The sequence below is a fragment of the Pseudomonas sp. VI4.1 genome (genome assembly GCF_002029345.1).
GTDB lineage: Bacteria > Pseudomonadota > Gammaproteobacteria > Pseudomonadales > Pseudomonadaceae > Aquipseudomonas.
Genome location: NZ_MULM01000134.1, coordinates 35,725 through 47,524 on the forward strand (window position 1 = coordinate 35,725; position 11,800 = coordinate 47,524).

General features: G+C 63.0%; 8 protein-coding genes and 3 pseudogenes. 4 read left to right on the forward strand and 7 right to left on the reverse strand.

Features of this window, described 5'->3' with window-relative positions; translation table 11 throughout:
- Positions 1-80: 80 nt before the first annotated feature.
- Together BZ163_RS35525 and BZ163_RS10610 are read right to left on the reverse strand one after the other, a co-directional pair.
- Positions 81-158: pseudogene (locus BZ163_RS35525) on the reverse strand (outer membrane lipoprotein carrier protein LolA); the annotation flags it as partial.
- A gap of 45 nt (positions 159-203) precedes the next feature.
- Positions 204-641, reverse strand: coding sequence for a hypothetical protein (locus BZ163_RS10610; protein WP_128870869.1), 438 nt, complete (start codon positions 639-641; stop codon positions 204-206).
- A gap of 106 nt (positions 642-747) precedes the next feature.
- Here BZ163_RS10610 and BZ163_RS10615 point away from each other — a divergent pair, with 106 nt between their 5' ends.
- Positions 748-1,188: a universal stress protein gene (locus BZ163_RS10615; RefSeq protein ID WP_128870870.1), complete on the forward strand. Its 441-nt coding sequence runs from the start codon at positions 748-750 to the stop codon at positions 1,186-1,188.
- A 304-nt stretch (positions 1,189-1,492) separates the two neighbouring features.
- On the opposite strand, the gene BZ163_RS10620 is transcribed toward BZ163_RS10615, so the two are convergent.
- A complete protein-coding gene (locus BZ163_RS10620; RefSeq protein ID WP_128870871.1) occupies positions 1,493-3,409 on the reverse strand; it encodes an ATP-binding cassette domain-containing protein in 1,917 nt (638 codons plus the stop codon).
- Between the two features lie 213 nt (positions 3,410-3,622).
- Here BZ163_RS10620 and BZ163_RS10625 point away from each other — a divergent pair.
- Positions 3,623-5,550, forward strand: a pseudogene (locus BZ163_RS10625) (transglycosylase SLT domain-containing protein).
- 280 nt (positions 5,551-5,830) lie between these two features.
- Here the strand turns inward: BZ163_RS10625 and BZ163_RS10635 are convergent.
- On the reverse strand, positions 5,831-7,618 hold the full coding sequence (locus BZ163_RS10635; protein WP_168187342.1) for an ABC transporter transmembrane domain-containing protein: 1,788 nt from the start codon (positions 7,616-7,618) through the stop codon (positions 5,831-5,833).
- Between the two features lie 258 nt (positions 7,619-7,876).
- Here BZ163_RS10635 and BZ163_RS10640 point away from each other — a divergent pair, with 258 nt between their 5' ends.
- The gene (locus tag BZ163_RS10640; RefSeq protein ID WP_128870873.1) at positions 7,877-8,056 is read left to right on the forward strand and encodes a PA1571 family protein; all 180 of its coding nucleotides are present in this window, start codon (positions 7,877-7,879) and stop codon (positions 8,054-8,056) included.
- A 151-nt stretch (positions 8,057-8,207) separates the two neighbouring features.
- On the opposite strand, the gene pdxB is transcribed toward BZ163_RS10640, so the two are convergent.
- The gene (gene pdxB / locus BZ163_RS10645; RefSeq protein WP_128870877.1) at positions 8,208-9,350 is read right to left on the reverse strand and encodes a 4-phosphoerythronate dehydrogenase PdxB; all 1,143 of its coding nucleotides are present in this window, start codon (positions 9,348-9,350) and stop codon (positions 8,208-8,210) included.
- Positions 9,351-9,791: 441 nt separating this feature from the next.
- On the opposite strand from pdxB, the gene BZ163_RS10650 reads away from it, so the two are divergent.
- Entirely contained in the window at positions 9,792-11,201 is a 1,410-nt protein-coding gene (locus BZ163_RS10650; protein ID WP_128870874.1) for an MATE family efflux transporter, read from the forward strand.
- Positions 11,202-11,348: 147 nt separating this feature from the next.
- Here the strand turns inward: BZ163_RS10650 and tusA are convergent, their stop codons facing one another.
- Together tusA and BZ163_RS35130 are read right to left on the reverse strand one after the other, a co-directional pair.
- Positions 11,349-11,600 (reverse strand): sulfurtransferase TusA, encoded by a 252-nt coding sequence (tusA, locus tag BZ163_RS10660; RefSeq protein ID WP_128870875.1) that lies wholly within the window; start codon positions 11,598-11,600, stop codon positions 11,349-11,351.
- A gap of 3 nt (positions 11,601-11,603) precedes the next feature.
- A pseudogene (locus BZ163_RS35130) lies at positions 11,604-11,800 on the reverse strand (hypothetical protein); the annotation flags it as partial.

Below are 11,800 nucleotides of genomic sequence, written 5' to 3' on the forward strand. Positions count from 1 at the left end.
GGCCTGCCTGGCCAACTTCCGCCCGATGATGATATCGGGCTTTTTATTGCCTTATAAAACCCGCAGGCCACGCCCTTCCCTGTAGGAGCGAGCTTGCTCGCGAACAACCTGAGAGCACCGCGCGGTGTCAGACTTCCCGCGTTTTCGTTGACGACCATCGCGAGCAAGCTCGCTCCTACAGGGGGCGGGCAGGGGATCGGGGTTCAGGCCAGGGCCTTGAGGGTGGCGTCGATGTGCTGCAACACGTCGGCTTCGCCCTTCTCGCCCCAGTACAAGGTGATCATCTGTTTGCCCGCCTCGACCTTGTACACATTGGCCGGCAATTTTTCGAAATGATTGAGCAACACAGGATCCTCACACACCTCCTGCCACTGATTCACCCACAACCCCGGGGATTTTTGCCAATAGCTCCAGCACGCTGGCCGATTGCCACGCCGTGGCCTATGGTATTGCGCGCACGGGCTCGGCGGCTCCGGGCTGAGCCAGTGCGGCCAGTCCTGCGGCGCCAGTTGCATGGCCAGGCCGATGCGTCGCGCCTCCATGCGCAGGGCCATGCGCCCGCTCTGTCCACGGGACGGCCGCAACCATGCCAGCGGGCTCAGGACCACTAACAGGATTGACACCACTATCCAGACCGTCATATCAGTACTCCCGTTTTTTTAAATGAGCGCGCCGGGTCACTTTGAAACCAATGCGCTTGAAACCAGCCATACTTACCCTTATTGCAATCCTCAGGAGGAGCACCTCATGCCCTACAACCACATCCTGGTCGCTGTAGACCTGACCGAAGAGTGCGACCCTGTCATCCACCGCGCTCGCGAGCTGTCGGTGAGCAACGGCTGCAAGCTCTCCCTGGTGCACATCGTCGAGCCGATGGCCATGGCCTTTGGCGGTGACGTACCGATGGACCTGTCACAACTGCAACAGCAGCAGTTCGATCAGGCCCGGGAGCGTCTGGACCGGCTCATCATCAAGTATCCGGAGCTGTCCAAGGAATACAGCCACCTGACCTACGGCCAGCCCCGCCAGGAGATCCACCACCTGGCCAAGGAGCAAGGGTGCGACCTGATCGTGGTCGGCAGCCATGGCCGCCACGGTCTGGCGCTACTGCTGGGCTCCACCGCCAATGACGTACTGCACGGCGCGCCGTGCGACGTGCTTGCGGTGCGCCTGCAAAACAAAAGCTGACCTACACCCCCCCCCTGTAGAGCCGGCTTGCTGGCGAATGCCACACCGCGGTGTATCAGGTACACCGCCATCCCTGTAGGAGCAAGCTTGCTCGCGAATGCTGCACCGCGTTGTGTCAGGTACGCCGCCTTCGCTGGCAAGCCAGCTCCTACAGGGGCGAATGCTGCACCGCGTTGTGTCAGGTACACCGCCTTCGCTGGCAAGCCAGCTCCTACAGGGGGCATATTTCTACAGGTAGACCGGGTTGCATACGAAAAGCCCGGCGTTCATCACTGAACGCCGGGCTTTTTTATTGCGGGATCAATCAGGCATCCAGCTCGGCCCAGCGCTCGACCATGACGTCGAGTTCAGCATGCAACTGCTCCAGCTGGGCAATCACCGCTGCGGTTTCAGCCGCCGGACGCTGGTAAAAACCGGCATCCGCCATCTGCGCTTCAACGGCAGCGATCTGCTGTTCCATGGCTTCGATCTGGCCCGGCAAGGCTTCCAGCTCGCGCTGGACCTTGTAGCTGAGCTTTTTCTTCGCCACTGGCGCTTCTGCCGCCGCCACAGGCGCCGGCTCAGCCGTGACCACCGCAGAGGTCAGGTCGGCCTTGCCGGATTTGCTCTCGGTCACGCCCAGCAGGCGCGGCGAGCCGCCCTGGCGCAGCCAGTCCTGGTAACCACCGACGTATTCGCGAACCTTGCCTTCACCTTCGAAGACCAGGGTGCTGGTGACCACGTTGTCGAGGAATGCCCGGTCGTGACTGACCATCAGCACGGTGCCGTTGAAGGTCAGCAAGACCTCTTCCAGCAGCTCGAGGGTTTCGACGTCGAGGTCGTTGGTCGGTTCGTCGAGCACCAGCAGGTTCGCCGGCTTGCTGAACAGTTTCGCCAGCAACAGACGGGCACGCTCACCGCCGGACAGCGCCTTGACCGGCGTGCGGGCACGCTGCGGGCTGAACAGGAAGTCGCCGAGGTAGCTCAGCACGTGACGGCTCTGGCCATCGATATCGATGAAGTCGCGACCTTCGGCCACGTTGTCGATCACGGTCTTTTCCAGGTCCAGCTGATGGCGCAACTGGTCGAAGTAGGCCACGTCGATGCGCGTCCCCTCCTCCACGGTGCCGCTGGTTGGCTGCAGGCCGCTGAGCATCAGTTTCAACAGGGTGGTCTTGCCGGTACCGTTGGCGCCGAGCAGACCGATACGGTCGCCGCGCGTCAGGACCATCGAGAAATCCTTGATCAGGAACGGGCCGCCCGGGTGAGCGAAGCTCACGTTATCGAGGACCATCACCTGCTTGCCGGACTTGTCGGCGGTGTCCAGCTGAATGTTGGCCTTGCCGGTGCGCTCACGACGCTCGCTGCGCTCGTTGCGCAGGGCTTTCAGGGCGCGTACGCGGCCTTCGTTGCGGGTACGGCGCGCCTTGATGCCCTGGCGGATCCAGACTTCTTCCTGGGCCAGTTTCTTGTCGAACAGCGCATTGGCGGTGTCTTCAGCGGCCAGCGAGGCTTCCTTGTGCACGAGGAAGCTGGCGTAGTCGCCGTTCCAGTCGATCAGGCCGCCGCGATCCAGTTCGAGGATGCGCGTTGCCAGGTTCTGCAGGAAAGAACGGTCGTGCGTGATGAACAGCACGGCGCCCTGGAAATCCTTCAGCGCCTCTTCGAGCCAGGCGATGGCACCGATGTCCAGGTGGTTGGTCGGTTCGTCGAGCAGCAGCAGGTCCGGCTCGGAGACCAGGGCCTGGGCCAGCAGGACGCGGCGACGCCAGCCGCCGGACAATTCGGCGAGGGTCTTGTCGGCCGGCAACTGCAGGCGGCTCAGGGTGCTGTCGACCAGTTGCTGCAAACGCCAGCCGTCACGGGCTTCGAGGTCGTGCTGGACGTGCATCAGTTTGTCCAGGTCGGCGTCGGTGACGATGTTCTGGCTCAGGTGGTGATACTGCGCGAGCAGCTCGCCGACACCGTCCAGGCCTTCGGCTACCACGTCGAACACGGTCCGCTCGTCGGCTACCGGCAATTCTTGCGGCAATTCGCCAATCTTGAGGCCGGGTGCGCGCCAAACGGAGCCCTCGTCGGGCTTCTGGTCGCCCTTGACGAGCTTCATCATGCTGGACTTGCCAGTGCCGTTACGGCCGATGATGCACACCCGCTCTCCACGGGCGATCTGCCAGGACACCTTGTCCAACAACGGCATAGCGCCGAAAGCAAGGGACACATCGCTGAATTTGAGCAGGGTCATGAGCTTCTCCAAAAACCGGGGGCGCATTCTACCTGACTTGAGGCTGCAGAAGGCCGGCAATTTAACCTGGGCCCCACTCTGCAGGACAAATGTTGCGAGTTGATGCTGCAACGCCGGCAAAGCTTTCGCCCGTTGCTGGCAAAAGGCTAAGCTACAGTTAATTCAGCGCGAGCCTCGCTTGCGCTTGTCATGATTTCTCTGCCCGGACGTCTCATGCGCAGTCGCCTTTTAAGTCTTTTATCCTGTTTCCTTCTTACTGCCACTGCCGTTCAAACCGTCCAGGCCGTGGATTTGTCCACCCAACGCCAGTATTACGACGAAGCCAAGCGCGCCCTGGCCAAGGGTGACACCGGTCCGTATTTTCGCTACAGCCAGGCCCTCGCCGATTATCCGCTGGAACCGTACCTGGCGTATGACGAGCTGACCGCGCGCCTGAAATTCGCAAGCAATGCCGAAATCGAGAAATTCCTCGCCGAACACGGTGACCTGCCCCAGGCCAACTGGATGAAATTGCGCTGGTTGCGCTGGCTGGCCGAACGCGGCGACTGGGCGACCTTCGTCAAGTATTACGACCCGAAGATGAATTTCACTGAACTGGACTGCCTCAACGCGCAGTACCAGATCACCCATAACCAGAAAACCGAAGGCTACGCCAACGCGCAAAAACTCTGGCTGACCGGCAAAACCCAACCGGCCAACTGCGACACGCTGTTCGGTATCTGGGCCGCCGAAGGCCAACTGACCGAGCAGCGACGCTGGGAGCGCACCAAGCTCGCGGCCCAGGCGCGCAACTATCCGCTGGCCAACAGCCTGGTCAACGGCCTGACCACCCTCGCCCCCCGCGGCCGCCTGCTGGTGGAAGTGGCGCAAAAACCTGAACTGCTCAACGACCCGGCGCGCTTCATCCCGGCCGATGAGCCGATGTCCGACGTGGTCAGCCTCGGCCTGCGCCGCCTGGCACGGCAGGATCCGGACCGGCGATGCAGATGCTCGACGGCTACGCCAGCAGCATGCACTTCTCCCGCGACGAAAAAGTGGCGATCGCCCGGGAAATCGGGCTGTCCCTGGCCAAGCGGTTCGACCCTCGGGCGTTGGACATGATGACCAAATATGACCCGGAACTGCGCGACAACACCGTGTCGGAATGGCGCATGCGCCTGCTGTTGCGCCTGGCCCGCTGGGACGAAGCCTACCAGTTGAGCCGCCGCCTGCCGCAGGACCTGGCGACGACCAACCGCTGGCGCTACTGGCAGGCGCGCAGCCTGGAACTGGCGCAGCCGCAGAGCCCGGAAGCACAGACGCTCTACAAGGGCCTGGCCCGCGAGCGTGACTTCTACGGGTTCCTGGCCGCCGATCGCTCGCAGTCGCCCTACTCGCTGAACAACAAACCGCTGGTGCTCAGCCAGGCCCTGATCAACAAGGTGCGCAACACCCCGGGCATCCGCCGGGCACTGGAGTTCCACGCCCGCGGGCAAATCGTCGACGGTCGTCGCGAGTGGTACCACGTCAGCCGCCACTTGAGCCGCGATGAAATGGTCGCCCAGGCCAAACTGGCCTATGACCTGAAATGGTATTTCCCGGCGATCCGCACCATCAGCCAGGCGCAGTACTGGGACGACCTGAACATCCGCTTCCCGATGGCCCACCGCGAAACCCTGGTGCGTGAAGCCAAGGTCCGTGGGCTGCACTCGAGCTGGGTGTTCGCCATCACCCGCCAGGAAAGCGCCTTCATGGAAGACGCCCGTTCCAGCGTCGGCGCCAGCGGCCTGATGCAGTTGATGCCCGGCACCGCCAAGGAAACCGCGCGCAAGTTCAGCATCCCACTGGCCTCGCCACAGCAGGTGCTCGATCCGGACAAGAACATCCAGCTCGGCGCCGCGTACCTGAGCCAGGTCCACGCCCAGTTCAACGGCAACCGCGTCCTCGCCTCCGCCGCCTACAACGCCGGCCCCGGCCGTGTGCGCCAGTGGCTGCGCGGCGCGGACCACCTGAGCTTCGACGTGTGGGTGGAAAGCATCCCGTTCGACGAAACCCGCCAGTACGTGCAGAACGTGTTGTCGTATTCGGTGATCTATGGCCAGAAGCTCAACTCGCCACAGCCGCTGGTGGATTGGCATGAGCGGTATTTTGACGATCAATGATCCTGTAAACGCGCTCATGTAGGAGCTGGCTTGCCAGCGAAAGCGGTCTGCCAGCCAACACCTCTGCTGAATGTGCCGCCTTCGCCGGCAAGCCGGCTCCTACACGGGATCGGCGTCGTCCACGATTTCGTGTTCACAGAAGATCCCCTGTAGGAGCTGGCTTGCCAGCGAAAGCGGTCTGCCAGCCAACACCTCCACCGAATGTGCCACCGTCTTCGCCGGCAAGCCGGCTCCTACACGGGTACTTTGCCGGACTCGGGATTATGTATACCCCGATTGCCTATAGGAGAAGACCGGATTCAGCCTTGCCGTCACTGAACTGCAACGCCGCCAACCGCGCATACAACGCGTTACTCGCAATCAACTCCTGATGCGTCCCCACCGCCACCAGTTTCCCCTGATCCATCACCGCGATCCGGTCGGCGTTTTTCACCGTGGCCAGGCGGTGGGCGATGACCAGGGTGGTGCGGTTTTTCATCAGGCTGGGCAGGGCTTGCTGGATCAGGTGTTCGCTCTGGGCATCGAGAGCGCTGGTGGCTTCGTCGAGCAGCAGGATCGGCGCATCCACCAGCAGCGCCCGGGCGATGGCCAGCAGTTGGCGCTGGCCGCCGGACAGGCCGAGGCCGGCATCGCCGAGGTGGGTCTGGTAACCGTTGGGCATGGCCTCGATAAAGTCATGGGCGTAGGCGATTTTGGCCGCCTCCCTGACCTGGGCCAGGGTCGCCGTCGGGTTGCCGTAGCGGATGTTCTCTTCGATGCTGCCATAGAACAGGGCCGGGCTTTGCGAGACCAGGGCGAAGCAGCGGCGCAGGTCCAGCGGGTCGAGTCGGGTCAGGGGAACGCCGTCGAGCAGGATGCGGCCCTCGGCGGGATCGTAAAAGCGCAGCAGCAGGTCATACACCGTCGACTTGCCGGCGCCGGACGGTCCGACCAGGGCCAGAGTTTCGCCGGCGTTGATGGTCAGGTTCAAGCCATCGACGGCGTAGCTTTCCGGACGCGACGGGTAGGAAAACCGCAGGTCTTGCAGCACCAGGTCGCCCTTGACCCGTTCCGGCAAGGTCACCAGGCCGGTGGTCGGTGGCTGGATGATGTTTTCCGAGCGCAGCAACTCGGCAATCCGCTCGGCGGCGCCGGCGGCGCGCTGCAATTCGCCGATCACTTCGCTCAAGGTGCCAAACGCACTGCCGACGATCAGGCTGTAAAACACAAAGGCCGCCAGTTCACCCGCGGAAATCCGCCCGGCAATCACATCCATCCCGCCGACCCACAGCATCACCCCGACCGCGCCCAGCACCAGCAGGATCACCAGGGTAATCAGCCACGCGCGCTGGAAGATGCGTTTGCGGGCGGTGTCGAAGGCCTCTTCCACGGTCACGGCGAAGCGCTGCTCGTCCTGGGCCTGATGGTTGTAGGCCTGCACGGTCTTGATCTGGCTCAGGGTTTCGGAGACGTAGCTGCCGATGTCGGCAATCCGGTCCTGACTCAGGCGCGACAGGCTGCGCACGCGGCGGCCGAAAATCAGGATCGGCGCGATCACCAGGGGCAAGGCGATCACCACGATGCTGGTGAGCTTGGGGTTGGTGATGAACAGCAGGACGATCCCGCCGATCACCATCAGCAAATTGCGCAGGAACAGCGACAGCGAAGAGCCGATCACCGATTGCAACAAGGTGGTATCGGCCGTCAGGCGCGACTGGATCTCGGAGCTGCGGTTGTCTTCATAGAACCCCGGGTGCAGGTAAATCAGGTGGTTGAACACCTGGCGGCGGATGTCCGCAACCGCGCGCTCGCCGATCCACGACACCAGGTAAAACCGCGCGAACGTGCCGATCGCCAGGCCGAGCACCAGCAGCAGGAACAGGCCAATGGACTGATTGAGCAAGTGCGGCGACTGGGTCATGAACCCCTGGTCCACCAACAGGCGAATGCCCTGGCCCATGGACAGGGTGATGCCGGCCGTGACGATCAAGGCGAGCAAGGCACCGAGGGCCGGCCAACGATATGGCGCGAGAAAACGACTGGCCAGGCGGAACGCGCGGCGTTGACGAGCAGAAAGCATCAGGACCATCCCTGTACAGGATACAGCCATTAATCGGGCCAGCCTGCACCGCTCAATGGGGGCGCAAACGGTGTAAATCACAATGAGTCGGTTTAATTATGACCGCAATGTCTAGCCTCTAGACGCTATTGGTCTAAAGTTCCGGTGGCAAGCGCGCAGTATTTCTGGTGGACTGATATTGCCACCCGGAAAAACCGCAGGGAGTTGTCACAGCCCGGTCACCTGGTGGCTCTACAGTAAGCACACAACCTGATGAGGAGACAGGCCATGTCCTTGCAGAACAGCAGCGATGACAAGATTGAAGTGATCCGCACACAGCCAGACCAGTCTCTGGGTTGCTCGATTATCGATGAAGAAGGGCGCGAAGTACCGATCACTGAAGGCATGATCCAGGACGCTTGCCGCGAACTGGAAAAGCGATTGGTCACGCCTGCCAAACAAGATTGATATAGCCGCCGTCTTCTTGACCCGGCCCGGGAGGCCGGGTTTTTTATGGGTGCTGATCCGGCAAATGGGGTGCGTCATTCGCGGGCAAGCCTCGCTCCTACACGCATGACCCGTAGGAGCGAGGCTTGCCCGCGAAGGGCTGACCCGGTCCCTAAACCGCCACCGCCCCCAACGCCAGCACCATCTTGTGCAGCACAGGGGAATCCCCCTCGATCCGCACCTGCAACCCATCAATCTCCCGCCGCAGCGGATAATGCTTGCGCAACGCATCAAACGCCGCCCGCTGCTCGCTCACACTTCCGACCAGGCTGCGGCGAAAATCCGCATCGTCGCGGCGCGGGTCGTACACACCCCGGCACACCATCGCCAAGGCCCAGGCCGGATCGCTTTGCCCATTCAAGGTCACCTGCGACAACCAAGGCGCCGGCAGCAGATCGCTCAAGCTGACCTGCTCCGGTTGCCCGAGGAACCGGCAATACGCCTGATAGATCTGCGCCGTCCCGCGCTGCTTGCCGTCAAGGCTGTAACCGGCAATGTGCGGCGTCGCCAGCACGCAGAGTTCGGCCAGCGCCACATCGACTTCGGGCTCGCCTTCCCAGACATCCAGCACCGCTTGCAGGTCTTCACGCTGCAACAGCACCTGGCGCAGCGCGGCGTTATCCACCACCGGGCCACGACTGGCGTTGATCAGCCAGGTCCCGTTCTTGAGTTGATTCAGGCGGTTCTTGTCCAACAGATGCCAGGTCGACTGCGCACCGTGCTTCTTCAACGGCGTGTGCAGGCTGATCACGTCGCACTGTTCGATGATCTGCTCGAGGCTGACGTAATCGCCGCCTTCGGCCGCTTGCCGGGGTGGATCGCAGACCAGCACCTTCCAGCCCAGCCCTTGCAGGACCTTGACCAACCGGCCACCCACCTCGCCGGCCCCCACCACCCCGTAGGTGCGCTGCGTCAGGTCGGCGCCTTCGATCTCGGCCAGGGTCAGCAGGCTGCCCAGCACGTAGTCGACCACGCCCCGGGCATTGCAACCGGGAGCGCTGGACCAGGTGATGCCGGCCCGCTGAAAGTAATCCAGGTCCAGGTGATCGGTGCCGATGGTGCAGGTGCCGACAAACCGCACCTTGCTGCCCTCGAGCAACGCGCGATTGACGTTGGTCACCGAACGCACCAGCAGCACATCCGCCTGTTCGACGGTGGCGCGGTCGATGGAACGTCCCGGCACCCGGCGGATTTCACCGAAACCTTCGAAGAAGGCATCGAGCAGCGGGATATTTTCGTCGGCAACAATCAGCATGGCAGGCTCCTTTGGCGGGTTGGCAGTGTAGGCGGAGATGACCGTGGTGGGCCAGCGGGCATCGCTCACCTCATACGAAAAGACCCCGCCCCCTGTAGGACCTGGCTTGCCAGCGAAGACGGCCTGACATCCAACATCAATGTCGACTGACCCACCGCTTTCGCTGGCAAGCCAGCTCCTACAGGGGGGGCCGTGTCGATCGCAGGACCCAGGCACGACGCCAGTTCCCGTGTAGGAGCTGGCTTGCCAGCGAAGACGGCCTGACATCCAACATCAATCTCGCCTGACCCACCGCTTTCGCTGGCAAGCCAGCTCCTACAGGGAATGTGGAGCGCCCCAAGGAACCCATTACAAAATCCCAACACAGGACTTTTCCTGACCAACGCGTCAAGGCGTAGAATGCCCCGCCCCGCGCATCAAACACCTTTGGACGTTCCGCCCTTGAATTCCGTAACCGACCGCCCCGCCGCTCCCGCCCTCACCCGCCCCGCCCGAATTCGCCTGGAGCTGAAAACCCTGCTCGCCCTGGCCCTGCCGATCATGGTCGCGCAGCTGGCGACCACCGCCATGGGCTTCGTCGATGCGGTGATGGCCGGCCGGGTCGGGCCGCGGGACCTGGCGGCGGTGGCGCTGGGCAACTCGATCTGGGTCCCGGTGTTCCTGTTGATGACCGGCACCCTGCTGGCCACCACGCCGAAAGTCGCCCAGCGGTTCGGCGCCGGCACCCACAGCGAAATCGGCCCGATCGTCCGTCAGGCCCTGTGGCTGGCTTTGGTGGTGGGTTTGATGGCGACCGTCATGCTATTCAGCGACGAACCGATCCTGCACCTGATGAAGGTCGATCCCGAGCTGATCGGCCCGTGCATGCAATACCTGCACGGCATCGCCAGCGGCCTGCCCGCCGTCGCTATCTACCATGTGCTGCGCTGCTTCAGTGACGGCCTCGGCCGCACGCGCCCGGCCATGGTCCTCGGCTTGTGCGGGCTGGCGCTGAACATTCCGCTGAACTACGTGTTCATCTATGGCCACTTCGGGGTGCCGGCCATGGGTGGCGTCGGTTGTGGCTGGGCCACGGCGATCGTGATGTGGGTGATGGCGCTGGGCATGGCCGGCTGGGAACGCTGGGCGCCGGCCTACCAATCGAGCAAGCTGTTCAGCCGTTTCGACTGGCCGCAATGGTCGGTGATCAAACGCTTGCTGGGCATCGGCCTGCCGATCGGGATTGCGGTGTTCGCCGAGTCGAGCATCTTCGCGGTGATCGCCCTGCTGATCGGCAGCCTGGGCGCAACCGTGGTCGCCGGGCACCAGATCGCGCTGAACTTCAGCTCGCTGGTGTTCATGATCCCCTACTCCCTCGGCATGGCCGTGACCGTGCGCGTCGGCCAGGCACTCGGGCGCCAGCAGCCGCGCGAAGCACGCTTCGCCGCCGGAGTCGGCATGGGCACGGCGCTGGCGTATGCGTGTATTTCCGCGAGCATGATGCTGCTACTGCGCGAACACATCGCAACCATCTACACCGCCGACCCGATGGTGATCCAGGTGGCGTCGATGCTGATCGTGTATTCGGCGCTGTTCCAGTTCTCCGACGCGATCCAGGTCACCGCGGCCGGCGCGTTGCGGGGTTATCAGGACACGCGGGTGACGATGATCCTGACCCTGTTCGCCTACTGGGGCATCGGTTTGCCGGTGGGTTACGCCCTGGGTCTGACCGACTGGTTCGGCACCCCGAGCGGCCCGAGCGGGTTGTGGCAGGGCTTGATCGTCGGCCTGAGCTGCGCGGCGCTGATGCTGTCGATCCGCCTGACGCGCAGTGCCCGCAAACAGATCCGCATCAGCCGCTCGGCGGGTTAAGGCAGAGCCGCTGACGCACAGCGCACGCAGATCCCCTGTAGGAGCTGGCTTGCCAGCGAAACACCTGAGAGCGCCACGTTTAACCGATAGAAACGCGTAATCGTTGACGACCTTCGCTGGCAAGCCAGCTCCTACAGGGGCCAGCGTTTAACCGGACTTCTTGCGGATCCAGTACAGGTAGGTGCCTGCCTCTTCCTGCTGCGCCACCAGTTCATGGTCGAGAAACACGCAGAACTTGGGAATGTCGCGACGGGTCGACGGGTCGGTGGCGATCACCTTCAGCAGGCCGCCGGGCACCAGGTCACGGATGTGCTGGTGCAACATCATCACCGGCTCCGGACAGTTGAGGCCGCTGGCGTCGAGGGTGCCGTCTACCGGCGTATCGGTCATTTCACTCATGGTTCACTCCTGAAGCTTGCCGGCATTGTCGCGCATTGCCGGGTGTTCGGTCATCTTCGTCATCACACCGCCCCCCTGTGTAGGAGCTGGCTTGCCAGCGAAGGCGGCCTGACATTCAACATCAATCTCGCCTGACCCACCGCTTTCGCTGGCAAGCCAGCTCCTACAGCGGGCCGTGTCGATCGCAGGACCCAGGCACG

What these genes read in the sequence shown, in the direction of transcription:
- BZ163_RS10635 (WP_168187342.1), bottom strand. Translation starts at nt 7,618, where the DNA reads ATGGTCCTGATGCTTTCTGCTCGTCAACGCCGCGCGTTCCGCCTGGCC.
- BZ163_RS10610 (WP_128870869.1), bottom strand. Translation starts at nt 641, where the DNA reads ATGACGGTCTGGATAGTGGTGTCAATCCTGTTAGTGGTCCTGAGCCCG.
- pdxB (WP_128870877.1), bottom strand. Translation starts at nt 9,350, where the DNA reads ATGCTGATTGTTGCCGACGAAAATATCCCGCTGCTCGATGCCTTCTTC.
- BZ163_RS10640 (WP_128870873.1), top strand. Translation starts at nt 7,877, where the DNA reads ATGTCCTTGCAGAACAGCAGCGATGACAAGATTGAAGTGATCCGCACA.
- BZ163_RS10615 (WP_128870870.1), top strand. Translation starts at nt 748, where the DNA reads ATGCCCTACAACCACATCCTGGTCGCTGTAGACCTGACCGAAGAGTGC.
- BZ163_RS10620 (WP_128870871.1), bottom strand. Translation starts at nt 3,409, where the DNA reads ATGACCCTGCTCAAATTCAGCGATGTGTCCCTTGCTTTCGGCGCTATG.
- tusA (WP_128870875.1), bottom strand. Translation starts at nt 11,600, where the DNA reads ATGAGTGAAATGACCGATACGCCGGTAGACGGCACCCTCGACGCCAGC.